Genomic DNA, 26,088 nt, shown 5'->3' with positions numbered 1-26,088 from the left:
TTTTTTGATTGTGATTGGAAAAACTGATTTTCTTTTAAATAAACTAAACAATAAAAATATGTAATTAATTTAAATAAAGAATATAAAAAATTTAAAAAAAAGATTGCGAAAGTTACTTATAGGTGTATACTTTTAAACAAGACAGAATGATCTGTCTGCATAAAAAGGATCGGGATGTGCAATTTGTACGACCGCCAGAGGGTAATAATATTTATTATTCTTTCCGACTCAGACGCAAGCGTGAGATATTCTAATAACTATAAATCACGCTTTACTTTTTTCTTCTCTTTTACTCATTTTTATAAAAAGCGCTGACTTAAGGCAACGCTTTTTCGAAAGCAATTAAATGCTCAACTCGCATCCAATATTCATCCATATCAACAGAATGTCTATTAATTTGTGCTTGAATGGTCATCCCATCCAAGATACTTACGATTAATGTCGCAAGATGAGATGGGTTTCGGATACCAATATTGGTCAGCAAACCTTGAATAAGTGTGGTTAACCAAATTTTGTATTTTGTTGCCGGTTCTAATGTTGATGGGTAAATCTTAATCACTTCTTCCAAAGCTTTCTGAAACATACAGCCATTAAAATCTTCACTGTTGAACCAAGCTTCATACCATTTAAAAATAGTTTTGAGTTGACTCATGTAATCATTTGGATCACAAGCGGATAGTGAGGCATTTAATGATGTTTGCAAATTGATATTACGTTGCTGTAGGCATTCTTCGATTAATTTTTCCTTTGATGGGAAGTATTTATAGAATGTCATTTTGGCTACGCCAGATTCACTAATAATACGATCAACCCCAATCGAATTATAGCTATGCGAATTAAAGAGTTTTAAAGCAGTGTTAATAATATCTTCTTTTTTTGACATACATAGCCTCAAGTTTGCTCATTGCCACACAGAGCATTTTTTTTGCATCCTGTTATGCAATTTTGGCAGGAATTTTACATGGTATTGGTCAATTATCATAGGGAAAAATGGCTTTATTTATTTAACTGTTTTTTTAATTAACAGCTGTAAATATGTGATAAAAATAAGGAGTTGAAAATATGGAAATATTTATAATAATCAAATTATTGCATATATTTCTTCTTTTAATTTTTATATATTAGACTTCTTGCAAAAATCAAAAAACGATCAACGTTTTGTTTGTTTTTTATCCATATTAAAAAGTCATGTTCTACTATCATGAGTACATGAAATATGAAAAAGTAAAGATGCTATCAAATAGTCAGTTTAAACGACTGATTGGAATACAACCCTCAACCTTTTTAGAAATGCTTGAAGTATTAGAGTCAAGCCAAGTCAATACTCAACGAGGTAGACCTTCGAGTCTTTCACTTGAAGACCAACTGTTAATGACGCTAAGTTATTGGCGTGAATATCGCACGCTCTTTCATGTTGCTATGAGTTATGGAATCCACGAATCAACTGCGTCCAGAATTATTCATAAAATAGAAAATATTTTAATAAAATCTGATAAATTTCATTTACCTAAGAAACTACCGCATGGTGCAGGGATAGATTGGAATGTTGTTATTGTCGATGCAACTGAAATGACAATTGAGCGTCCAAAAAAAACAGAAAAGATTCTACAGCGGTAAGAAAAAACGACATACGATCAAAGCTCAACTCATCATTCATTATGAAACGATGCAGATTATTTCATTAGGTCTTACACATGGGAGTACACATGATTTCCAGTTGTTTAAGCTCAACGTAAAAAGCAGAGATATCAAGTCTTTATGCTGATTGATAAAGGTTATTTAGGTTTAAATCGTTTGGGGATAAAATACCTGATGCCATTCAAGGCAAGTAAAAAGAAGCCGTTAACTTTATTACAGAAGCAAATAAATCGGGAAATTAGTAAACGTCGTATTCGAATTGAACACGTCAATGGAAAATTAAAGACCTTTAGAATTCTGGCTACACGTTATCGAAATAGGCGTAAACGCATGGGTTTACGTCTGAATTTAATTGCTGCAATTTACAACATGGAGTTGGTTGAAAAATGATTTTTGCAAGAGGTCTAATAATTTTTACCTTCTAGAAGAAATTATATGGTCGTAATCAAGTATTTAAACTTTTGGAATTTTTCCGATCAATATAATCTCATCTAGAGGCGCTGATAGATTAATTTGGAGGGAGCAACATCACAACAGCATTATTTAAAAGTTCAGCAATATCTTCTAAATATTCTGGTTGATTTAGATTTTCATCAAATGCAATGCTTTGTCCATCAGCAATTTGTTTTAGCTGGTTTTCAAATGACTTGGAAATACAAACATTTTCACCATTTGCCCAAAAATCTAAACCATCAGCTTGAATTCTGTAGAGTAGCTTTGAAGCTGGTTCAAGCATGAGTTGATAACCTGTACCGATAATTTCAATTAAATCTTCTGCTGCGATTTCATCAGGCTCAGGAATGCTATTTGGATAATTTGACTGACTCATATACGACATAATCGCCGCATCAAACTCAGGTGCTTGAGAGAGATAGTTCAATAATTCAGCTTTTAAATAAGAAAATTCAGTCGAATTTATTTCACCGATATTCGCGGTTTGTTGGCGAGCTACATCCACTAAAGGATTTTTTAATAGTGCATTTTCAGCAAATTTATCACTCACCTGATCAATCATTTCTGAAAGATTTGGCATGCGAAAGCCAAAAGAATACGTTAAACAGTCATCTTCTGCGACACCGTAGTGTGCGAGACCAGGTGGAACGTAAAGTAAGTCACCAGGAGATAGGATTTCATCAAACTGAACATCCATGTCAGCCAACAACTTTAAAGGTTGATCAGGAATAAATTGAGTTGATTCATCACACATTTGACCAAGCTGCCAACGACGATGTCCATAGCCTTGAACGAGAAAAACATCATAAAAATCGAAATGTTTACCTACAGATCCACCTTTGGGTGCATAAGACACCATGATGTCATCGCGGCGCCATTGTGGAATAAATGGAAATTTTTTCCATAATTCAGCAACATCAAAAGAATAGTGATCTACAGCTTGTACTAAGATCGTCCAAAGATTAGGTAGCTTTTGAAAATCACCTTTGGTTAGAGGAGATGATTTGACATGCCATTCATTTGGATCTTTATTTTTTTGTCGAATGAGTCGAGCACTCACATCCTCTTCAAGCGCTAACTCTTTAACATCATCTGGTTCTAATAATCCTATGATTTCTGGTAAGGCATTACGTACCAATAACGGTTTTTTTTGCCAATATTCAGTTAAAAATTGTTCTGCGGTGATACCACCTAAAACATCTAAAGCGTGTGACATAGGATTAAAAGCCAAATCTACAAAAGATGTATATTGTCCTTTGAGTTGATTTTGGTTGCAAGCTTTGATGCGCATGATTGTTTTAACTCAGTAAGACGTGGGATATGATCAAACTATTTAATCTTGATCAAACAGTTTTGTATTCATTCACAGCGTTTCAAAAACAAAGTATGCTAAAGACGCAATAAGGAGCATACATGTATCAAGTACTGGCAAGAAAATATCGTCCACGTAATTTCAATGAGTTAGTGGGGCAAAACCATGTTTCTCGCGCTTTAACAAGTGCATTAGAACGTGGTCGTTTGCATCATGCTTATTTATTTACAGGTACTCGTGGTGTAGGTAAAACCACGATTGCACGTATTTTAGCCAAGTGTTTGAATTGTGAGACAGGTGTGACTTCAACCCCTTGTGAAGTCTGCGCAACATGTCGAGCTGTGAACGAGGGCCGTTTTATTGATTTAATTGAAATTGATGCGGCATCAAGAACGAAAGTTGAAGATACACGTGAGTTGCTTGATAACGTTCCTTATGCACCAACACAAGGTCGTTTTAAAGTTTATCTTATCGATGAAGTGCATATGCTTTCGACACATTCGTTTAATGCATTGTTAAAAACATTAGAAGAGCCGCCAGAACATGTAAAATTTCTTTTTGCGACCACTGATCCGCAAAAATTACCAATTACCGTTATTTCTCGTTGTCTTCAGTTTACGCTCAGACCTTTGGCTGTCGATGAGATTACAACGCATTTAACAACAATTTTAGATAAAGAAAGTATCAATGCTGATCGTGATGCAATTTGGCAAATTGCTGAGTCTGCTCAAGGTTCTTTACGTGATGCATTATCTTTGACAGATCAAGCGATTGCGTACGGTCAGGGTGCTGTCCATCATCAAGATGTTAAAGAAATGCTTGGTCTAATTGATCGTACGATTATCTATGATCTGATTTTAGCCATTCATCAGAATCAACAAGCTCGTGTTAGTCAGCTATTATTGCAATTTAGACAGCAAGCTTTAGATGTATCATTGGTCTTAGATCAATTGGTTTCTACCTTGCATGAGTTGGCTTTATTACAATATCTGCCTGATTTGGCTCTGAAATATAGTGAAGAAATCAATCGAAAGATTTTGCAACTTTCAAAATTAATTTCGGCGCAAGATTTACAACTTTATTATCAAATTGCATGTAAAGGTCGTTCAGATATTCAACTTGCTGTTACACAAGAGCAAGGTTTCGAAATGATTGTTCTACGTTTGCTCGCATTTAGACCGATGCAATTAAACGAAGTGACAGTCACAACAACCTCTGCCACGCCAATTTCGATAAATGAAACTCAAGAGTTCTCAGAAAATGTAAAAGTTGAGAGCCTACTGGCTGTTCAGTCAGAAGTGGTTAATGCTGAACCTGAACCTGAACCTGAACCTGAACCTGAACCTGAACCTGAACCTGAACCTGAAACAGTTGCAAAGAGTGGTGTCATGGTATTTGATGCTGCTGAAGGTCAGTTGATAGGGTTAGAAACAACATCGCCTTTAGAAAAACCTGTATCAAATTCAGGCTTAAGTGAAGCTGAAAATTTTCTTGTATTTCCAGTATCACCAGATGAAGCAGCACAAGATTCTTCAGTTTCAGATTTGGATATAAATACTCAAATAACTCATGATTTAGAATTGTTTGAAAATACACCGGTTGTTGAAGATGTTGAGCCTTACAACACAGTAGTTGCCACAACAAAGCAGTCCCATGAAAATGAGTCAATATCTAATTTATCTCCTCAAGACATTTTAAAACTTAAAGAACAATCTCTAGAGGGAGAATGGAATTTAGAAAAGTGGGAATATTGGTTTAGAAATAGTGAATTGTCACCTGCTGTTCAAGAACTCGCACAGCATGGATTAATGACTGGTGAGATTAATGGCAAGTCTGTATTTCATATTCCTCAAGAATACGAGGGAATGCTAACTCAGCTTCAACATGCACTAGAAGATGCTTTGAAATCGCAATGGATCAATACGCAATTTTCTGTGCAATATAGGAAGATGGATTCCGTGACACCTTTCGTTATGCAAGCGACACGGAAACAAAAAGCATTTGATCGGGCAGTGGAACTACTCAATCAAGAGCCTACAATTAAAAGTTTGATAGACACTTTTGATGCAGAGTTAGCCAATGTTCAGCTCAAGCCCTAATTCAGAAAGTAATAACTAAAGTAAAAAACCGCTTTAGTTATTAGGGTGTGTTGACACTTTTAGCTTAAAAAAATAGCGAAGTAGTAAAATCAAATCGCCAAACCCAATTTTACTATTCGCTATTCCTCGTACCATGCTGACAGATCAACACTGGCAAAAGTTGAAAACTATTTTGCGTAATTTATCTATTCATCACAACTCAAATTTACGTAATTTTATTGAAGCTATTCTCTATAGAATTAGAACAGGCTGTCCGTGGCGAGATATTCCTTCCTATTTCGGTCAATCAAACTCTATTTTCAAACGTTTTAATCGTTGGTCAAGCAGCGGTAAGTTGCTTAGATTATTCAAATTATTAGCATCATGCCCCGATATGGAGTGGATTTTTATTGATGGCTCTCACGTACGTGCTCATCAACATTCTGCCGGTATAGCGAATCAATCCATTTCTAAAAGTGTAGGAGGAAACTCCTCAAAAATACATTTGATTGTTGATTCACATGGCAATCCTATTGATTTCATGATTACCGATGGCACTACACATGACATCAAAGTTGCACCTGATTTAATAGCAACATTAGATTTAAAAGAGACAGAAGTGGTATGCGCAGATAAAGGCTATGATTCAGAACCACTGCGTGAGCAGATCAGAAAAACAGGAACAAAAGCGAATATACCAAAGAAAATAAATAGCCAATCGAACAATGATCATATGGACTGGTATTTATATAAAATCAGGCATTTAGTTGAAAATATGTTTTGTAGATTAAAACAATTTAGAGGGATAGCTACTCGATATGACAAGCTCAAAAGAAATTATCAAAGTGCTGTTGCCTTAGCCTGTATATTTTTATGGCTACCTTTATAGGTTTAATTATGAACAGTAAATGTCAACAGACCCTAACTAATAAGTTGATATTGTTCAAGTACGTTTCTCATTTCTACTGAAATAGCCGTACTTTTTCTGCTTTTACGGTCAACGAATACGTGCACAAAATGTCCTTGGGCTGCTGCTTCATCCTGATTTTGTTTAAAAATTGCGAGTTCATATCTGAGCGATGAATTCCCAATTTTGCCAATCGCAACACCGACTTCAATCATTTCTGGGAAAGAAAGTTCCTGTTGAAAGCTACAGGCTGAATCCACAACCAAACCAATGATTTCACTATTATGGATATCGAATCCTGTTTTTTGGATCAGTAATGAATTGGCAGCGGTGTCAAAATAACTGTAATAAGTCACGTTATTGACGTGTCCATAAATATCATTGTCCGCCCAACGGGTTTGTATTGGGAAAAAGAACTTGAATTGGTCACGTCGTTTTAAAGTCGGTTTGCTCATGCATAAATCGCCTGATAAATATTGAGTGCATCTTGTTCAGTCATTTCTCTTGGATTGTTCTGCAAGAGTCTTGTTTGAAGCATCGCATCCTTGGCAAGTTGTGGAAGTTTAGCTTCTGGAATGTTCAATTCATTAAGTTTTAAAGTTAAACCGCTTTGGTCAAGATGGTTTTGCATATGATCGATAAACAGATCACATAGGCCATCCGTACAACCTGTACTGCGAGGGTCGAGCAATTGCATTAATTCAGCATAGTGTTGCTTCGCATTAGGTGCATTGAATTTAAGTACTTCAACTAAAACTAAAGCATTTGTATGCCCATGTGATAAATGAAAATGTCCACCCAATGGGTAGGCAAGTGCATGAACTGCACCGACTGGTGCGTTTGCAAATGCTTGTCCAGCAAGCATTGAGCCAACCAACATGTTTTGGCGTGCTTCCATATCTGAACCATCTTTTAGAACTTTGGCTAAATTTTGATTGAGGAGTTTTAATGCGTTCTTTGCCAGCATATCTGCGTAGAAGTTTTTCTTGATATTTGATGTATAAGCCTCTATCGCATGTACCATTGCATCGATACCCGTCGCCGCTGTGATGTGTGCAGGTAGACCTTGAGTGAATGTTGCATCCAGGATAGCAACATCTGCGTATAGGATTGGGGAAACAACGCCCATTTTTGTAGTAGCGCCAGTGGTCACAATAGAAATAGGTGTGATTTCAGAACCTGTTCCAGCAGTGGTAGGTACAAGAATAAGTGCTAAACGTGGTGATTTTGCTTGGTTAATACCATATATCTCACCTAAATTTTGTTGTTGATTCGGATGTGCAAGTAAAGCGATGATTTTTGCGACATCCATGGAGCTACCGCCACCAAATCCGATTACAACATCTACTTTTTCTTGTCGAGCAAAATCCACAGCTTCTAACACGATATGTTCAGGGGGATCTGCTTGAATATCTGAATAGATGACAAAGTCCAGAACAAGTTGATCTAAAATGGTTAATATCGGTAAATGAAGTTTATGCTGTAACATGCCAGCATCAGTAACCAATAAAACTTTATGGTACTGATGTTGAGATAGAACATTTTTTAGCTCTTGTATTGAACCTAGCCCTGCAATGATGTTTGGGACAGTTTGAAATTGGAAATGGTTCATACATATATCCTTATTTTTTCATAATAAATACAACATTTTTATATGTGGTGGCTATAGGTTTCAGGACTTAAATAAATTAACATAAGACGCTTGTTAAAGTGTACAAATGAGGTGATTATGCCATCCAAAACGCCATATAAGGTGTTGTGTGTCTGTTTAGGAAATATTTGCCGCTCTCCAACAGCAGAAGCGATTCTCAGACATTATTGTGATGTGCATGGTTTAGATGTGATTGTCGATTCTGCTGGAACTAGCAATTACCATCCAAATAAAGCGCCAGATTTACGCAGCCAACAGCATGCAAGTAAACGCGGTTACGATCTATCGACTATACGTGCTAGACAAATCACATTGAATGATTTTCTTGATTTCGATTTGATCTTGGCAATGGATCATGAGAATTTCAAAGATGTGCAACATTTGAAGACTCAGGCAATTTATCAGTTTGGTTCTAATCAAGTACGTTCAAAAATTGCATTAATGAGTGAGCATGATCCTGAATTTACACGGCAAGCTATACCTGATCCTTATTATGGGGGAGCGGAAGGCTTTGATCGCGTACTTAATCAGTGCGAATCAAGTAGTTTGGCTTGGGTCAATATTTTAAAAAATCAAATCAGTGCAGGGTAATAGGATTCAACACAATATGCATATACAAGAGCACATACAGCTTAAATCATTGAATACCCTGAACTTAGATTCTACAGCATCACACTATGTGCAAATCAATCATGCCAACGAAGTCGTTGAAGCTTTAGATTTTGCTAAACAGAATAATCTCAATGTTTTAGTGTTATCTGGAGGGAGCAATATGTTGTTGCCTCAGTATATTCAAGCTCTTGTACTGCACTTAAATATTCAAGGTGTTGAGGTTGTTCGTGAAGATAATCACACAGTTACTGTAAATGTTGGTGCAGGGCAGTCTTGGCATGATTTCGTTTTATATACAACAAAGCAGCAATGGTTTGGTTTACAAAATCTTGCATTAATTCCTGGGTTAGTTGGGGCCTCACCTGTACAAAATATTGGTGCTTATGGTGTTGAAGTTGGTGAATTTATTGAGTCTGTTCAAGTCTATGATCGTGAGTTAGGGCAATTTACCTTTATTTCCTCTGAAGATTGTAAATTCGCATATCGACATAGTATTTTTAAAGATTTTCCGAATCGTTATATCATCGTTGCTGTCACCTTTAAGCTATTGAAGCAAGCTGATTTAAAACTGAATTATGGTGATCTAAAACAAGCTGTTGGTGATGAACAAAGCGCTGAAAACTTGCAAAAGCAAGTTATCTTGATTCGACAAAGTAAGTTGCCTGATCCTAAAGAGTATCCAAATGTGGGGAGCTTTTTTAAGAATCCTGTTCTCAGTCAAATGAGCTTTGACAAAATTGCACAACAATTTCCAAACATTCCTCATTATCCACAAGCAAATGGTAGTGTTAAAGTTGCCGCTGGATGGTTGATCGATCAAACAGGTTGGAAAGGTAAACAATTAGGTTCTGTTGGAATGTTTCACAAACAAGCCTTAGTTTTAGTCAATTATGCTGATGCAACTTTGACTGATGTGAAAAATACATATAAAGCCGTGCAACATGACGTAAAGCAAAAATTCAGTATAAGTTTAGAACCTGAACCAGTGCTGTATGACGAGCAAGGTTTGATTCAACCACACGGTGAATGAGGAGAATATGGCGAAAGTACATTGGATGGTGAGTTTAGTACGAGTATTTACAATACTTTTTGTACTATTAGGCTGTTTTGTACTTTTTTTATATTCACCATTTTATTCTCAGTTAATTGTCAAAGGATTAAATTACTTTGTTCCTGTAGAAGTTAATCAAGTTGCAGCACAAAGCCAAAAATCTGCTGCGTTGAGTGAGCATGAAACTTTAGAGCCTGGTTCAGATCTATGGATTGCAAGACAAGCTTATTTAAAGCTTATGGAAAAGACCTTTCAATCAGAAAAACCTGAGGATTTGGGGCTGATCCAAGCTCGTTATAAAGTGTTGCAACAGTTAATATTAGAAGAGCAAGAAAAAGAAAATGCTGAAGAACCCAAGCAGGAAATTCCTCTGTTAGCTCAGGCAGCATCATCGGTTCAAGAACAAGAAAGTTCTGCAAGTGCAGCAAGTACACCTTTCGATTTTTTGCAATCTGATACAGCCAATACCAAAATACAAATGGAAAAGTATTTAGACTTTTTACAAAGCTATCCTATTGATTTATCTGCTTCTGATGATTCAGCTGAGCAAACAAATACAGATTTTCTCGAGTTGAAAAAAAATAAGGTTGAGACAAAGACTTCAAGAAATAGCTCTGAGCCTTATGCGATTGTTGTATTGGGTGGTGGATTGACACTAGGCGCAAATGGTAAAGATATTGTGGTAAATAATTACACACGTTTGCGCTTGGAAAAGACATTAGAAATAGAGAAAAAATATGATTTGCCGATTGTGCTGAGTGGTGTTGAAGCACCGTATATGCAAGCTTGGTTAAATGAACGAGGCATTGAAGCAAAATTACTTGAAAAAAGAAGTATGAATACCTGCGAAAACTCTCGGTTTAGTTCTTTGTTATTACAAAAAAAAGGCGGGGCACCAACGGTACTTTTGATCACGGATGAATACCACATGCCTCGCACACGTCGTTTATTTGCATTAAATGGTATTGAGACTGTTCCAGTGATTGCGCCTATGCCGACGCAATTAACGAAATGGCGTCCTAGTGAGCAAAATTATGATCATAGTCGACGAGCAAACTATGAGATGTTAGCTACAATTCGTGATATGTTGTTTGGCTCTAGTGATTGTCGGGAGATACCATAATGTCAAATATTCCATTTCTAAATCCCACGATCTTAAAGCAACTTGATTTACCTATTCCAAATCGAGAAACCACTCCTCAGGTTCTTGAACCACTAGATTTGACAGTAAGTTTTGAACCAACTAAGCCATTACAAGCATATCGTAAGCTGTATGGTTTGCATTTGTTGGAGTGTGAGCATTGGCAAGGCTATGTAGAAATGCGATTGTTTCGTTTACATGTACAGGTCTTTCAACCCAAAATAGAAAAAATTCAGGGTACTGTGTGTTTATTACATGGTTATCTGGAACATAGTGGGATTTACCAACCGATTATCAAAGAAATCTTGGATCAAGGATTTAGTGTAATTACCTATGATCTTCCTGGTCACGGTTTAAGTAATGGTTCACCTGCTAGTATTCAGAACTTTGATCATTACCAACAGGTTCTTAATGCTGTTTATGACGCAGTTCATCATGCAAAACAATTGCCACGTCCGTGGTTGGGAATCGGGCAAAGTACTGGCGGTGCAATATGGATGCATCATCTATTAGAATTTGCCGAGCGACGTGAAGATCCAATAGTTGATCGTGTATTGTTATTATCACCATTAATACGTCCAGCGAAAACGGCTTGGTGGCATAACTCTGTTGGGTTAGGGATTATACGCCGTATAAAAAGCCAAGTCCCTCGACACTTCCGTCGCAATAATCATAATCCTGAATTTTTGCGATTTGTGCGTTTAAAAGATCCATTGCAACCAAGAATGATGGGAATGGATTGGATTCTTGCGATGTCGAAATGGATGTTGGAAATGGAACAACGTCCAGCTTGTCGTATTCCTGTTTGGCTAGCACAGGGTGCGCTCGATCAAACTGTAGATTGGCGCTATAACATTGAATATATACGTCGTAAATTTAGACTACAAACCTTGTTGATGCTAGAAGAAGGTTCACATCAATTAATCAATGAACGTGCAGATATTCGTGCTGCACTAACAGGTTTAATTCCAGCTTTTTTACATGCTAAGCCAAATCATTATTATTACTAATATTTCTTTTTTACCAATGATTTAGATGATACAATTTTTAACAATATAAAAAATGAAAATTTAAATCATAGGGGTGTGCATGATAAGGGGTGCATCTTGGAGCTTCTTTAGCTCTATTCTTTTATGTTTTTCTACGTCTGTTTTTGCTCAAGATCTATACAAGTGTGTTTCTCCACAGGGCACAACTTATCAAAGTCATCCTTGTGCTGCGAAAACTACTCAAAAAACTGCGTGTATGGGCTCGATTTCAAATGGCTTTGAGCATGATTGTAGAAAGAGCGAGCTTCAGCGGCAACGCACAACTGAGAATGAAAGAAATGCCTACACTCAAGATTCTGCACTAAATAAAACTAAGATAGCTATAGATCAGTCTTCTGAGTTTCAACGAGGCATTGTGCAATTTCCTGAATGTAAACAGCGAATAGAGACCTTACAACGCTTAGCGCGTTATGCTGGTAGACAGATGCAGATCATCGAGAATAGTCGGCAGATGTATGCAGCAAGAATATGTACGGCTGAAGGTAGTATCTATATGAGTTGTAATGCAATCACAAACACATTACTCACCCAAAAAAGTTCAACGTGTCCATTCAAGCGAACTTAAATATTTAGCAACAAATTTTTTGATACTAAGAATATGGGGATATGCAATGAAAGTTGTTTTTATTGTTATAGGGTTTATTTTTATAATTTTTTTTATGCTTAATCGTTGCTCTCATCAGGAGCTACCTGCAAATACTCAAGATGCAAATAATCCAATTGCGCAACGACAGAATATTCTAGACCAAATCGTTTTGTTGCAACCACTCAAACAATATGCCAGCAAAGATTATGAATCTATACAACAAACGGCAAATGGTGTCGTAAATGTAAATGAGATTGAGGCAAGCGTGAGCAGTACATTGTGGTGGAAGCTTAGAGAAATTATAGAGAAAAAAGCAGATGATGAGGGGCAACGTTTATGGGCGAATGCTTATCTTCAACAACTGTATGATGCCAAACGGAAAGGCGATTGTTTCCCAATTTCATTCCCTTTATATAGTAAAACTTCACCGCAACAACGCAGAGCTTTATTAAGTCAGAACACTCAGCAGCAGTCTAGTGAAGCATTAACTTATATATTGACTCATAATGGAAAGCGTTCGGTTGTTGATCGTATGCAAGCGCCAGAGGCATGGTCTCAGGTTGCTGATAAACTTAGACAAGACTATGGTGCTGAAGCAGATTTAATCAATTCAGGTGAAACTGCTGAGGATAAGAATAAACAATGTGAAGTTGTGGTGAGGACTTTTGAATACATTCTTTCACTACCGCAAGAACAACAAGGTCCTGTGATACGCTGGTTTTTAGATAAGCATATTTCTGTAGGCATTTTTTAATAAGATTGTAGATAAGAATGATTAAAAATTTATTTCTTAAACAGACAAGTTTGAAGTTTCTAGCTGTTTTATTTATTCTTGTAGGATTGGTGGCATGTGGTAAAACAACGCATGAACCAAAGGTGGGGGAATATGGTGAAGCATTGGTTAATTCAGTGCGTCTGACATCTAGTGAACTAGAGCAGCTAAATCAAGCTGTTATTAATAAACCCAAAGATACGTTTGATCGTCCAAGTGTTGCTATTGGTTTTCTTGGGGAATCGAATAAGAATCCTTATCGGTTTGTGATAGTTGCTAAAGGTATTGCACCAAATGAAGGTGAGGTCAATTTAAAGTGGATAGGAGGAGTCCAGAGTGAAACTTCTAATGGATATCAACCGCAAATCTTTCAATCAGATGATAAACATAAGTATGAGATGAATGAACCTGTACTGTTAATTGCCAGTTCAGATCCATTTTCCATCAGTGAACAGAGTAATGGTGTTCACTACGATGTTCATGCTGAATTGATGGAGGCATCGAATATTCAGTTTCAATCTGTAGAAGTTCAAATTTGGCAGGGTAAGGGTAGTCTTTATAGTTGGACGTATTATTTAAAATTCCTTGTAATTTTGATGATTCCAATTTTTGCCATATATCGATTAGTTAGCCGCTAAACCATATTTTTTAAACTTGGGCCACTCAAAGAGTGGCTCAATTTCGTTAGAAACTTTTTGCATTAGCCAATTTCCACATACGATAATAGAAATTCTCATCATCGTTTAAATCAGCTTGTAGTAATTCATTTTCTTTTAAGAAGAAATGAATCTGGGCATAATTTTTGATTTCACGATCATTCATACGCTGAGCGAGATGATGTGCTTTGATATCTGATGGATGTTTGAGTCCTGCCGCAGCGATCATTTCTGATAATGCATGCAATGTATTTTTGTGGAAGTTAAACACTCGTTCAGCTTTACTTGGAACATCAATTGCCTTCTGGCGATCTTTATCTTGCGTTGCAACTCCGACTGGACATTGGTTGGTATGGCAACTTTGAGCTTGAATACAACCAACAGCGAACATAAAACCGCGTGCAGAATTGACCCAGTCTGCACCTAAAGCAAATGTACTTGCAATGTCAAAAGCACTAATGATTTTTCCACTGGCACCAACTTTAACTTGGCTGCGTAGACCTGCGCCTACAAGGGTATTATGAACAAATCGCAATCCTTCTCTTAAGGGGGTGCCAATATAATCACTAAATTCAATCGGTGCTGCACCTGTTCCGCCTTCTGAACCATCAACTACTATAAAATCAGGAACAATTTTAGTTTCCAACATGGCCTTAACAATACCCATGAACTGCCATGGTTGACCGATACAAAGTTTAAAACCGACAGGTTTACCACCTGATAAATCTCTTAACTTTTGTATGAAATGCATCATCTCAATAGGCGTATTAAAACTAGGATGCTTTGCAGGCGAGATACAATCATGTTCTCTTGAAACTCCTCGTATTTGTGCAATTTCTTCTGTGATTTTATGCTTGGGTAATATACCACCATGCCCAGGCTTAGCACCTTGAGATAGTTTCAACTCGATCATTTTGATTTTAGGATTTTTAGCTTGTTGAACAAATTTTTCAGGATCGAAAAGTCCTTCCGCTGTTCTACAACCGAAATAACCGCTAGCAATTTGCCAAACGATATCACCACCATGTTCTAGATGATAAGGGCTGAGACTGCCTTCACCTGTATCATGATAAAAGTTACCCAATTTGGCGCCTTTGTTTAAAGCTCTAATGGCATTTGCGCTTAAGCTACCAAAACTCATAGCGGAAATATTCATGATGGAAGCACTATATGGCTGTTTACATTGGTTATTTCCAATCAGTACACGAAATGTTTCTGTATCTGCAGGTGGGCACGGCGCAATCGAATGCACAATAAATCTATAGTTTGGCTCATATACATCGATAATTGAACCAAAGGGCTTATCAGCATTTTCATTTTTTGCACGTTGATAAACCAAACTTCGCTGCATACGAGAAAAAGGTAAGGCATCCTGATCCGCTTCTATAAAATATTGGCGAATTTCAGGACGGACATCTTCGAAAAAGAAACGAAAATGACCAATGATTGGGTAGTTTCTTAAAATGGCATGTTTTTTTTGGAGTAAATCATACAATCCAACAACACTTAACAGGCTCGTAACCAGCCACAAACCATTTAATAAAGTGTCAGAAATGAAGTAGTAAATACTATGTGGCGTGTAGATTGTTTTAAACCACGTAATGCTAAGTGCAATAAATATGCAAAGAAACCAAATCGAATGTCTAGAGAAGAATGTATTGAGTAATTTATGTCTTATCGCTTGGGCTGGGCTAGCCATAAACAATCATACCTTTTAATCATTTTTGATAATAGCACCATGCCAAGAACTGATTATGACCTCAAGTAATGAATTGTTAGATATGAGAATTGTTCTCTAGAATGTTTTAATATTCCATCAACTTTTACGCTTTGAAACTTCTTAAGGATGTTTTGATGTGAAAAAAAGTATCACTACATTGTCGCGTTTTAATAGGATTAATAATGGTTTTAATCACTTATTAGAGGTGAAAAAAGCAATTTAATTACATATAACATAATTTAATTATGTATTGCATAAATTTGAGCTTTCTTGTAGCATTAATTCATCGTAGAAAACCAAAACAATTTTGTGTTGTTCTGGCTAGTTTTAGGACCGTGAAAAGAACATGGATGATTGAAAAGAATTCTATCTATCCAACTCTTTGATCGATAGTTCACATGATTTGTTAAAGGTAGTTATTGCAACCGAAAATTAATAAAACATGTTGTACAGTATTAAAAACGGATGAATTTATCTAAATAAGGGAAACTAGATGGACATTTTAGATAACCCATTAGAGCTATGTGGATTTGCTTTTATTGAGTTTGTTTCGACGGAAAATGGATTAGATCAAATCTTTGAAACAATAGGCTTTTCCAAAGTCGCAAAGCATAAATCTAAAAAAGTTTATTTATGGCGCCAAGGTAATATCAATATTATTTTGAATTATCAGCCTGAATCTTATGCTTCATTCTTTTATAAAGAGCATGGACCATCAGCATGTGCGATGGGTTTCAGAACACGTGATGCAGCGAAAGCTTTCAAGAAAGCAATCGAACTTGGTGCAGAACCGATGTATTCACAAGCTGGTCCAATGGAACTCAATATTCCTGCGATTAAAGGAATTGGTGGGATGCCAATCTTCCTTGTAGATCGTGATATTTACGAAAACGATTTTGTATTCTTTGATGATGTTGAGAAAAATCCAAAGGGTGCGGGTCTCAATGAAATCGACCATTTAACTCATAATGTTTATAAAGGACGTATGGAGTATTGGGCGAATTTCTATGAAAAGATTTTCAACTTCCAAGAGATTCGCTATTTCGATATTAAAGGCGAATACACAGGTCTTACTTCTAAAGCATTGACAGCACCAGATGGTATGATTCGTATCCCTTTAAATGAAGATTCAGATAAAGGAAATGGTCAAATCGCTGAATTCCTCGCTGATTTTAATGGCGAAGGCATTCAACACATCGCATTTATTACAGATGATTTACTTTCTACGTGGGATAAGCTGAAAGGGCTTGGTCTTGAGTTCATGACTCCTCCACCTGAAACGTATTACGAGATGTTGAAAGAGCGCTTACCAGAGCATGGTGAGCCAACTGAAGAGTTGAAAAAGCGTGGTATTTTGCTCGATGGCAATACCAAAGACGGTCAGAAGAAACTACTTCTTCAGATTTTCTCGCAAAATATGCTTGGGCCAGTATTCTTTGAATTTATTCAACGTAAAGATGATGATGGCTTTGGTGAGGGTAACTTCAAGGCTTTATTTGAATCGATTGAACGTGATCAAATTCGCCGTGGTGTATTAGAAGCGAAGTAACTTGCTGCTATGAACAAAAAAGCCAAGAATCAAATTCTTGGCTTTTTTTTACTATCTAGTTTGAATGAATTGATTAATTGCTGCGACTTCATTCTTAAACAGTTCAAGTTTTTCACTGCCTTCGTGTAGCGGTAGAAACATTTCACTGTCTAGTGCCACAATACAAAATTCCATCGCTCGTTGAGCATTGAAAATAGGTAAGCCAACGGCATTGATCCCAACAAGTAGATCTCCTTGTGCGATCGCCATTCCATGATGCAGAATTTTGTCTTTCAAAACTAAAAAATCATCCCATGTTTGTGGTTTGATTGGATAGTGGTTGAGTGCAGCTTTAGTCCATTCTGCATCCATTAAAGGTTTCACCACAGCTTCAGGTAAATAAGAAGCAAAAACTCGACCCGCTGCCGAATTGACTAATGGCATGATTGAACCGACTTTGGTTACAATTGAAATGGGATGGTTAGATTCAATTGACTGTACAACCAGTGGTCCTTGAGGCGACCATTTACTGATTTGGATACCACAACCAATTTTACTTTGAAGGTTATAGATCAAGTGCTGAACTAATTGCAAAACATCAGTATGTTGAATGCAACTCAAACCTAAACGCCATGCTTGATCGCCTAGAGCGTATTGACCATCTTCAAGCTGTTTCGCATAATTCATACGAATTAAGCTTACTAAATAGCGGTGAACTTTAGCAGGATGCATATCAAGCTTAGTTGATAAATCCTTTAAAATAATCGGTTTATTATGTTCTAACAGCGCGTTTAATACGGATAAACCGACTTCAAGCGATTGAACCCCACCAGATAATTTTTCTTCAATCATTCAACAACCCTTCATTTAAATTTTATCTAGCAGTAATGGTCAAATTTGTATAAATACATCAGAATTTCGATTAAATAATGCCTGAGCATGATGCAAAATTGAAATCATCTTTTTAAATGACTCAAATTAAAGAATTGTATAAGCATACAGTGGTTTGAACGTAGATCATATTTGATTTTCAAGATGATAGCATGACATTAAATGAATTAAGTTTACTCATTTTATGCATTAAAAATCGGTATTGAGCACTTCTCTCAATACCGATTAGATGTCTATTAAGTCATTCAGAGTTTGATCAGAATATACCTATCAAATTTCTTTATGCACCTAATTCTTCCTCATGTAAGAAATGTGTGTGGAGTGGCGCACGTTTGGTACGACTCCATTCCTCAAGCATCTCGACTTTCATTTCTTCTGTGATACGGGCAATTTTTGCATCCGCATGTACATCGTTATAGGTTAACTCTAAACGATGTCCGTTTGGATCAAAGAAATAAATTGAATGGAAAATACCATGATTCGTTACACCTAAAACTTTGACACCATTTGCTTCTAAATGTTCTTTAGCACGTAATAAAGTTGCTTGGTCTTCAACTTCGAATGCGATATGTTGAACCCATTGTGGCGTGTTTTCATCACGTCCCATTTCAGGTTGAGTAGGCAATTCAAAAAATGCTAATACATTGCCTTGTCCTGCATCCAAAAATAAATGCATATAAGGATCAAAAGCTTTAGTCGAAGGGACGTGGTCTTCTGCGAATGCTAGGATGAAGTCCATATTGAGCATCTGTTTATACCAATCCACGGTTTCTTTTGCATCTTTACAACGATAAGCAACGTGATGAATTTTTTTAATTTGGAATGTCATCATTAAACTCCTTTTATCCTTATTCCCAATCTGCTTGTTGTTCTGGCGCAGCATGAAGAAAAGCTGGTAGTGTCAGGCAATATTGATAAATTGATTCGATTTTTGGAAATGCCGTAAGATCAACTTTAAAACGCTTGGCATTGTAAACTTGTGGTATTAAGCAGCAATCTGCAAAGCTAGGACGCTCACCAAAGCAGAACTTTCCATTGGAAGCTTGCAACTGTGCTTCGAGACTATCGAAGCCTTCTAAAATCCAGTGCTTATACCAATGACTTTTTTGTTCATCGTTTAAATCAAGCTCATTTTGTAAATATTTCAAAACCTTTAAGTTATTTAATGGGTGAATATCCGATGCAATGGCTTGTGAAAAAGCACGAACTTTTGCGCGTTCAATTAAGTTTTTTGGAAGTAAGCTAGTATCTGGATAGCGCTCTTCCAAATATTCCAAAATACTCAAAGATTGTAAAAATGCTTGGTCTTCGTCTACAAGTGTAGGTACAAGACAGCTTGGATTTAAAGCTTGATATTCAGCACTGCGTTGTTCATTTTTAACTAAATGAATCGCTTCAGTCTCGTAGCTCAAACCTTTTAGGTTCAACGCAATACGAACTCTGAATGCTGCTGAACTACGAAAATAACTATACAGTTTCATACTGTTCAGCCTCATGCTCAGCGAACGCAAATGTATGTGCGGCTAATATTGTATTTTCAACTTGACCAAAACCAACGCGAATGCCGTCTTTCTCACAGTAACCTTTCATGATGACGCGATCACCATCTTCAAGGAATCCGCGTTTTTCTCCGTTTGAAAGCGTTAGAGGTTTAGTTGTATTCCATGTTAATTCGAGCAAACTGCCATATGAATTTTCAGTCGGTCCAGAGATTGTGCCAGAACCCATCAAATCACCAACTTGGACATTACATCCTGCAATAGTGTGATGTGTAAGTTGTTGAGCCATCGACCAATACATGTATTTAAAGTTAGTCTCACAGATGAGGTCTGTTTCTTTTGAGCGGGGACTTTGAACTTCTACACTGAGTTTGATGTCAAAACTATTTGCAACATTCTCTTGTAAATAGCAAAGCGGTTTTGGTTCTTGAACAGGTCCTTTGACTTTAAACGGTTCAAGTGCTTCCATCGTCACAACCCATGGTGAAATCGCACTTGCAAAGGTCTTTGCATTAAAAGGTCCTAATGGCACATATTCCCATTGTTGGATATCTCGTGCAGACCAGTCGTTGAGTAAAACCATACCAAAGATATGATCCCAAGCATTTTCAATTGCAATAGGTTGACCGAGCTGTGTAGGTTTTCCGACGATAAATGCCGTTTCTAATTCGAAATCAAGTTTACGAGTCGCAGAAAAAATAGGGCGTTCGTCATTAGGTAACTTGATTTGTCCTGAAGGGCGAACGATATCCGTACCACTCACAATCACTGAGCTTGCACGGCCATTGTAACCGACTGGAAGTTCGCTCCAATTAGGTAGTAGTGCATTTTTAGGATCACGGAACATGGTACCTACATTGGTTGCATGTTCTTTAGATGAGTAGAAATCTGTATAACCTGGTACATGAATAGGTAAATGTAAAATAACGTTGTCTTGTTTGATTAAGACACGTTCTTTAAGTTCAGCATTATCTCGTAATAATGGATTCTCAGCAGATAAAAGAGCTTGTAAAGCTTTACGTACGGATTGCCACGAACTTTTACCTGATTCGATAAACTTATTCAAAGTTGGTTGATTAAAATAATTTTCTTTTCCATTAATTTCTAATAGCCCTTGTTCAGCAAGCTCTGCCAAATCAAGTACCCAATCACCGATTGCTACACCGACATGCTTTTCACCCTCAGGTGTTTTACTAAAAATACCGTAAGGTAAATTATGAATTGTGAAATCTGATTGAGGGTCAATTTCAATAAATGAAGTAAGTTTTTGAGCCATCATCTACTTTCCTTGTCTTTAATTTTGCTATGTCGTAGCTAAAAAATGCATTTGAGTTTGATTAATATTATTAAAAACATAGGTATAGAAGTGTTTTTAATGAATTTTGAGTCTTAATCAAACCACTAAAGTTTGCTGAATATCTTCCATCATACTTAAAAATTCTAATTACGCAATACATAATTTAATTACTTATATTATAATTATTGTTATTTCTTTGATTTTCTGCTTAGATGCGCACTTACGAGAAAAGTAGATTAAATATTTTTCGATTTCATATAGGCAATAGTGATTAATTTATGATATACGTAATTTAATACAATAAAATTACGTGACAAGGATGAGAATAATCATATGTCAAAACTTGAGCAAGGAAACCTGAAACACGGTTTAAGCAATCGGCATATCCAACTTATTGCACTTGGTGGTGCAATTGGTACAGGATTGTTTCTTGGGATCTCACAATCAATCAAGCTAGCAGGACCATCAGTTATCCTGGGGTATGCAATTGCTGGATTTATCGCTTTTTTGATGATGCGACAATTAGGTGAAATGGTTGTACAAGAACCTGTAAGCGGTTCATTCAGTCATTTTGCTTATAAGTACTGGGGTTCATTTGCTGGCTTTATGTCAGGATGGAACTATTGGGTACTCAATATTTTAGTTTGTATGGCTGAATTAAGTGCGATTGGACTTTATATCCAATATTGGTGGCCAGAGATTCCTACATGGGCATCCGCACTGGTGTTTTTCCTTTTAATTAACGGTATCAATTTATTGCATGTTAAGCTTTTTGGTGAAATGGAGTTCTGGTTCTCTATCGTCAAAATTCTAGCTATTTTAGCAATGATTGGCTTTGGATCTTATTTATTAGCCACAGGTACAGCAGGACCTCAAGCTGGCATTAGTAACCTTTGGGCTCTGGGTGGATTTTTCCCATTTGGCGTTGAAGGTTTAGTAATGGCAATGGCTGTGATTATCTTCGCATTCGGTGGAATTGAATTGTTCGGTATCACAGCTGCTGAAGCTCGTGATCCAGATAAAACATTGCCAAAAGCGGTGAATCAAATTATCTATCGAATTCTGATTTTCTATATTGCGACGCTTTTTGTACTTTTTGCATTATTCCCTTGGAACCAAATGGCAGAAGGCGGTAGCCCATTCGTCATGGTATTTGCGTCATTGGATAGTCAAGGCGTAGCTACGATGCTCAATTTCGTTATTTTGACTGCAGCAGTGTCTGTTTATAACGGTACAAGCTATTGCAGCAGCCGTATGTTATTGGGTTTGGCTCAGCAAGGTAATGCACCGAAGTTCTTAAAGAAAATCAATAAAAATGGTATTCCAACAAATGCCGTATTGGTTTCAGCATTCGTAACAGTATTATGCGTGATCTTGAATTATATTTTCCCTGAAAAAGCATTTGGTTTATTGATGATGCTTGTGGTTGCAGCGATTGTGATCAACTGGATTGTTATTTCCTGGACACATTTAAAATTCCGTAAAGCTATGCTGGCGCAAGGTGAAACAACTAAATTCCCAAGTATTGCATATCCATTCAGTAACTATTTGTGCATCGTATTTATGTTGGGTATCTTGGTGGTCATGTCACTGACAGCAGATATGCGTATCGCAGTGATGATGATACCTGCATGGATTTTATGTCTAATGCTTGCGTATGCAGTGAAGTTGCGTAAATTGCGCAATGCTGAACCAAACGTGGTTTTGAATCCAGATGTTTAAATAGCACATTTCATAATGCATCTAAAAGGACTGAATGAATTTTCGGTCCTTTTTTATTTGTCTATTTTTCAGTTGGAGTTGTTATATCTATTGAGCAGAAATACGTTAAAATTTGAGCCTTATAAAATGAACATGCTAGTTGTTCATTTCAATCTTCAAATAGCAAAAGGCATTTGCATTGTTCCAGTCTTTAAACATTCAAACCCGACTGGGTGGTTTCTATCTGTTTTACTATTCGATAGTTGGAACATTCATGCCGTATTGGAACTTGTATTTACAAGACCAAGGCTTTAATTATCAAGAAATTGGGATTTTGTCTTCTATCGCAATTATTACGCGTTTTTTTGCGCCATTAATTTGGGGATGGATCGCTGATAAGTCTGGTAAGCGAATGCTATTGGTTCGCATTGCAACTTGGATGGAAGCTTGTATTTGGTTTGCAATTTTTGTGATTCCAAACAGTTTTCAATCCGTTGCTTTGCTGATGTTGATCTTTAGTTTTTTTCAAAATGCGATCTTGGCTCAATTTGAAGGTGTCACTTTATTTTGGTTGGGTGAAAAAAGAGCGGAACTATATGGAAAAGTAAGGAAGTGGGGCTCTGTCGGTTTTATTGTAGGTGTTTTTGTGATTGGTGCGTCGTTGGAAATTATTCCAATTTCTATGTTGCCGATTTTACTTTTAGCTGTTTCATTTCTTGCATTTTTATGGTCTTTTAGTATTAAAGAGCCTATACATGCGCCGAGCTCACAAAAGAAATTAGAGTCACTCATTCCTGTATTAAAAAAGCCGACTGTTGCAGCATTTTTTACGATTGAGTTTATATTACTGTTTTCTCAAGCACCTTTTTATAGCTTTTACAGTAATTTTTTAAAGGAAATAGGATTTAGCACGACTCAAATTGGCAGTTTATGGGCAGCAGGTGTGATCGCTGAGATTGTGATGTTTGCCGTAGCGCAAAAGTTGTTTTTCACACGGTTTTCATGGCGTTCATTAGTGGCACTGTGTCTAATTTTGACTAGTTTGCGCTGGTTTTTGGTTGGAATTCTCACAACCAATTATTTCGGGCAGTTTCTAGCTCAATGTCTTCATGCATTTAGTTTTGGTTTATTCCATTTAATTGCTATGAAAGTGATTTTCCAAAACTTTTCACCTGAGCAACAAGGTCGCGGGCAGGCACTATACAGTACGATGTGGGGACTTGGAGTAGCTTCAGGAAGTTTACTGGCAGGGCATTATTGGCAACAATTAACTGGCGCAACAATTTTTTTATATGCAAGTGTAGTGGTGTTATTCGGATTATTGCTGATCTATTGGCTGCCGAATCGGGTGGAAGCAGCAGCCAAAAGTTAATTTAAATTTTAATATTTTGATACTGAGGCATCCAAGGTTGTGCTTGTTCTAATTGTGCTGCTAGTTGCAGTAATTGATCTTCACGTCCGAAAGGCGCAATAAATTGACTCCCTAAAGGCAAACCATTTTTATTCCAATATAGCGGTACGGACATAGCAGGTAAGCCCGTGACATTTGCTAATTGAGTAAATGGGACCCAGCTCAAATTATCCTGAACCATTTTATCGACGAGTTTTCCTTGAGCTAAATAATGTGCTTTCCCGACTTTGAGCAAAGCTTTTAAAATCGGCTTCTGCCAAGCAGGAGTAACAATTTCACCATTTTTAGGAGCAACAGATGCTGTTGAGGGGGTTAGATACAGATCATATTGCTCAAAGAACAAGTTCATCTGTGTACTGTAGCTTCCCCAATTATTTAAAGTATGAATATATTCGGTTGCACTCGTTTTTGCTCCAAACGCTGCTAAAGCCACCGAATCAAGTTCGAAATCATCATCGGTGGTATCCGACATTAATTTGATCTGTGCTTGCATGTATGAGAATTGACTGAACCATGTAGTAATAAAATCTTTTGCGAGTTCAAGTCCATTAATTTGTGGTTGATCTTCAACAACAATATGCCCAAGTGATTCTAATAGTTTTGCTGTATGTTCGACGGCTTGAATCGCATCTTTCGATACCTTGGTTCCGATTGGGGATTGGGTATTAAAAGCAATTCTTAATTTCTTAGGAGCTTGTTGAATAATATCTATATATTTTTGTTCAGGTGATTGAATCCTAAACAGAGAGCTTTGTTCTGGCCCATGTACAGCATCAAGCATTGCTGCGCTATCTCGGACTGATTTAGACAAAACATGCTGCATTGCAGCACCATGCATCGCTTCACTGTATTGAGGTCCCCAAGGAGTTCGTCCTCGGCTCGGTTTTAATCCAAATAGTCCACAATAGGATGCAGGAATGCGAATAGATCCACCACCATCACCAGCACCAGCAATAGGAACGATTCCAGCTGCTACAGCAGAAGCAGACCCTCCCGATGAGCCGCCGCTATTATGTTTTAAGTTCCATGGATTTCGGCATGCACCCCAAGCTTCAGGTTCAGTAATTCCTTTGATTCCGAACTCTGGGGTATTCGTGCGACCAAAAGTGATAATCCCCGCATTTTCCCAACGATTGACAATTTCTGCATTAAAGTCAGGCGTATAGTTGAACTTCTTTAGTGAATTGCTTCCATATGACGTTGGAACACCTTGGTATTCTTGAAATAGGTCTTTAACTAAAAAGGGAACACCAGCAAACGCCCCATGACGCTCTTGCTGAGCGCGTTGTTTGGCTTGTTCATACATTGGAATGATAATGGCATTAAGTTTAGGATTTACCTTTTCATTACGCTCTAATGCAATCTTCAAAAGTTCAGAAGCATGGATCTCTTTATTTTTGACTAATGCGGCTAGTCCGAGACCATCATATTGTACATATTCAGAAAAATTCATGGTTTTTATCCCTAAAGCTAACTCTTTATAAAGTAAACAATATCTATTTTTTAAATATCTAGAATACCCGAAATAAATCGGATAACAATCAAATAAAATCCATATAAAAAATATTGTGTTTATATGGTTATGATTGGGTGATTTTAAATAAAAATATGCTAAGTTAAGCCTATGCGACGTTAAGATGACGACTTTATTAAATCTATGAAAAATATTTATATTATTGGATTATTATGGGCTTTCTCGACATGGACTATGGCGGATACAGTCGTAACTGATAAAGCAACAACAGTACAACAAGCTGCGAAAGCAAATGCGATCCGTGTAACTACACGCCCTGAAATTATGGGGTTGTGGGGAATGGAAATTCCAAATAATAAGAAGTGTACCGAATACTACAATTTTCGAGGAATGAGCGATGTTGTGATTAAAAGCGGTAATGAGTGGTCATATGGCTTATATGATTATCAACCTTCAGAAGATCACAAGGAACGATTACCTGCTTTAATTTTGCAAATCAAATATGACAATAACGAAACTGATTGCTCAGGACAAAAACAGGATCAGACAGGTGAGGTTTCTCAATACTTCGTGAAATGGTCAAACGAACATACGATTGATTTCTGTGCTAATGAGAAAGGTGAGAAGTGTTTTGCGACCTTGCGTCGTGTGTTGCCATAAT

At 37.0% G+C, this 26,088-nt stretch carries 23 protein-coding genes and 1 pseudogene; 14 read left to right on the top strand and 10 right to left on the bottom strand.

The features are described from left to right. Positions 1-316 precede the first annotated feature (316 nt). Positions 317-883, bottom strand: a complete 567-nt coding sequence (locus Q9Q86_RS06165) for a TetR/AcrR family transcriptional regulator (protein ID WP_112987636.1) — start codon at positions 881-883, stop codon at positions 317-319. Positions 884-1,209: 326 nt separating this feature from the next. Between Q9Q86_RS06165 and Q9Q86_RS17470 the strand changes: the two are divergent. Then, positions 1,210-2,028, top strand: a pseudogene (locus Q9Q86_RS17470) (IS5 family transposase). 118 nt (positions 2,029-2,146) lie between these two features. Here the strand turns inward: Q9Q86_RS17470 and Q9Q86_RS06150 are convergent. Then, positions 2,147-3,307, bottom strand: a complete 1,161-nt coding sequence (locus Q9Q86_RS06150; protein ID WP_112986734.1) for a cupin domain-containing protein — start codon at positions 3,305-3,307, stop codon at positions 2,147-2,149. Between the two features lie 197 nt (positions 3,308-3,504). On the opposite strand from Q9Q86_RS06150, the gene dnaX reads away from it, so the two are divergent. Together dnaX and Q9Q86_RS06140 are read left to right on the top strand one after the other, a co-directional pair. After that, entirely contained in the window at positions 3,505-5,502 is a 1,998-nt protein-coding gene (gene dnaX, locus Q9Q86_RS06145; protein WP_112986733.1) for a DNA polymerase III subunit gamma/tau, read from the top strand. A 121-nt stretch (positions 5,503-5,623) separates the two neighbouring features. Beyond that, positions 5,624-6,370 (top strand): IS5 family transposase, encoded by a 747-nt coding sequence (locus Q9Q86_RS06140; protein WP_004912080.1) that lies wholly within the window; start codon positions 5,624-5,626, stop codon positions 6,368-6,370. Positions 6,371-6,402: 32 nt separating this feature from the next. Here the strand turns inward: Q9Q86_RS06140 and Q9Q86_RS06135 are convergent, their stop codons facing one another. Together Q9Q86_RS06135 and Q9Q86_RS06130 are read right to left on the bottom strand one after the other, a co-directional pair. Further along, positions 6,403-6,843 carry a thioesterase family protein gene (locus Q9Q86_RS06135; RefSeq protein ID WP_112987240.1) on the bottom strand — a complete coding sequence of 147 codons (441 nt, stop codon included), beginning with the start codon at positions 6,841-6,843 and terminating at the stop codon, positions 6,403-6,405. Beyond that, positions 6,840-8,000, bottom strand: coding sequence for an iron-containing alcohol dehydrogenase (locus Q9Q86_RS06130; RefSeq protein WP_112987239.1), 1,161 nt, complete (start codon positions 7,998-8,000; stop codon positions 6,840-6,842). The genes Q9Q86_RS06135 and Q9Q86_RS06130 overlap by 4 nt, the downstream gene beginning before the upstream one ends. Before the next feature lie 117 nt (positions 8,001-8,117). Here Q9Q86_RS06130 and Q9Q86_RS06125 point away from each other — a divergent pair, with 117 nt between their 5' ends. From Q9Q86_RS06125 to Q9Q86_RS06095, 7 genes are all read left to right on the top strand, one after another. Continuing rightward, entirely contained in the window at positions 8,118-8,630 is a 513-nt protein-coding gene (locus Q9Q86_RS06125; RefSeq protein WP_075696433.1) for a low molecular weight protein-tyrosine-phosphatase, read from the top strand. A 16-nt stretch (positions 8,631-8,646) separates the two neighbouring features. Continuing rightward, positions 8,647-9,681: a UDP-N-acetylmuramate dehydrogenase gene (murB, locus tag Q9Q86_RS06120; protein WP_039908025.1), complete on the top strand. Its 1,035-nt coding sequence runs from the start codon at positions 8,647-8,649 to the stop codon at positions 9,679-9,681. Positions 9,682-9,688: 7 nt separating this feature from the next. Further along, the gene (locus tag Q9Q86_RS06115; RefSeq protein WP_112987238.1) at positions 9,689-10,825 is read left to right on the top strand and encodes a YdcF family protein; all 1,137 of its coding nucleotides are present in this window, start codon (positions 9,689-9,691) and stop codon (positions 10,823-10,825) included. After that, the gene (locus Q9Q86_RS06110) at positions 10,825-11,853 is read left to right on the top strand and encodes an alpha/beta hydrolase (RefSeq protein WP_004915480.1); all 1,029 of its coding nucleotides are present in this window, start codon (positions 10,825-10,827) and stop codon (positions 11,851-11,853) included. The genes Q9Q86_RS06115 and Q9Q86_RS06110 overlap by 1 nt, the downstream gene beginning before the upstream one ends. A gap of 79 nt (positions 11,854-11,932) precedes the next feature. Next, a complete protein-coding gene (locus Q9Q86_RS06105; RefSeq protein WP_075696434.1) occupies positions 11,933-12,457 on the top strand; it encodes a DUF4124 domain-containing protein in 525 nt (174 codons plus the stop codon). A 46-nt stretch (positions 12,458-12,503) separates the two neighbouring features. Next, the gene (locus Q9Q86_RS06100) at positions 12,504-13,232 is read left to right on the top strand and encodes a hypothetical protein (protein ID WP_039908023.1); all 729 of its coding nucleotides are present in this window, start codon (positions 12,504-12,506) and stop codon (positions 13,230-13,232) included. 17 nt (positions 13,233-13,249) lie between these two features. Further along, positions 13,250-13,888, top strand: a complete 639-nt coding sequence (locus tag Q9Q86_RS06095; RefSeq protein WP_039047864.1) for a hypothetical protein — start codon at positions 13,250-13,252, stop codon at positions 13,886-13,888. Positions 13,889-13,934: 46 nt separating this feature from the next. Here Q9Q86_RS06095 and Q9Q86_RS06090 read toward each other — a convergent pair whose 3' ends face one another. Then, positions 13,935-15,605, bottom strand: coding sequence for an FMN-binding glutamate synthase family protein (locus Q9Q86_RS06090; protein ID WP_075696435.1), 1,671 nt, complete (start codon positions 15,603-15,605; stop codon positions 13,935-13,937). A 514-nt stretch (positions 15,606-16,119) separates the two neighbouring features. Between Q9Q86_RS06090 and hppD the strand changes: the two genes are divergently transcribed. Further along, complete coding sequence (hppD, locus tag Q9Q86_RS06085) at positions 16,120-17,175, top strand: 4-hydroxyphenylpyruvate dioxygenase (RefSeq protein WP_004954650.1); 1,056 nt, start codon at positions 16,120-16,122, stop codon at positions 17,173-17,175. Between the two features lie 51 nt (positions 17,176-17,226). On the opposite strand, the gene Q9Q86_RS06080 is transcribed toward hppD, so the two are convergent. From Q9Q86_RS06080 to fahA, 4 genes are all read right to left on the bottom strand, one after another. After that, positions 17,227-18,006 (bottom strand): IclR family transcriptional regulator, encoded by a 780-nt coding sequence (locus Q9Q86_RS06080; protein WP_112987237.1) that lies wholly within the window; start codon positions 18,004-18,006, stop codon positions 17,227-17,229. A gap of 319 nt (positions 18,007-18,325) precedes the next feature. Further along, the gene (locus tag Q9Q86_RS06075; RefSeq protein WP_112987236.1) at positions 18,326-18,874 is read right to left on the bottom strand and encodes a VOC family protein; all 549 of its coding nucleotides are present in this window, start codon (positions 18,872-18,874) and stop codon (positions 18,326-18,328) included. Between the two features lie 19 nt (positions 18,875-18,893). Continuing rightward, positions 18,894-19,526, bottom strand: a complete 633-nt coding sequence (maiA, locus tag Q9Q86_RS06070; RefSeq protein WP_112987235.1) for a maleylacetoacetate isomerase — start codon at positions 19,524-19,526, stop codon at positions 18,894-18,896. Next, entirely contained in the window at positions 19,513-20,820 is a 1,308-nt protein-coding gene (fahA, locus tag Q9Q86_RS06065) for a fumarylacetoacetase (RefSeq protein WP_112987241.1), read from the bottom strand. The genes maiA and fahA overlap by 14 nt, the downstream gene beginning before the upstream one ends. A gap of 354 nt (positions 20,821-21,174) precedes the next feature. On the opposite strand from fahA, the gene Q9Q86_RS06060 reads away from it, so the two are divergent. Then, entirely contained in the window at positions 21,175-22,563 is a 1,389-nt protein-coding gene (locus Q9Q86_RS06060) for an amino acid permease (protein WP_004954630.1), read from the top strand. Between the two features lie 178 nt (positions 22,564-22,741). Beyond that, on the top strand, positions 22,742-23,914 hold the full coding sequence (locus Q9Q86_RS06055; RefSeq protein ID WP_112987234.1) for an MFS transporter: 1,173 nt from the start codon (positions 22,742-22,744) through the stop codon (positions 23,912-23,914). A 1-nt stretch (position 23,915) separates the two neighbouring features. On the opposite strand, the gene Q9Q86_RS06050 is transcribed toward Q9Q86_RS06055, so the two are convergent. Next, entirely contained in the window at positions 23,916-25,406 is a 1,491-nt protein-coding gene (locus Q9Q86_RS06050; RefSeq protein ID WP_112987233.1) for an amidase, read from the bottom strand. Between the two features lie 204 nt (positions 25,407-25,610). On the opposite strand from Q9Q86_RS06050, the gene Q9Q86_RS06045 reads away from it, so the two are divergent. After that, the gene (locus Q9Q86_RS06045) at positions 25,611-26,087 is read left to right on the top strand and encodes a hypothetical protein (RefSeq protein WP_112987232.1); all 477 of its coding nucleotides are present in this window, start codon (positions 25,611-25,613) and stop codon (positions 26,085-26,087) included. Position 26,088 lies beyond the last annotated feature (1 nt).

Source organism: Acinetobacter sp. A22 (assembly GCF_030913345.1).
GTDB lineage: Bacteria > Pseudomonadota > Gammaproteobacteria > Pseudomonadales > Moraxellaceae > Acinetobacter > Acinetobacter junii.
This window is presented reverse-complemented; position numbering and strand designations above follow the sequence as displayed.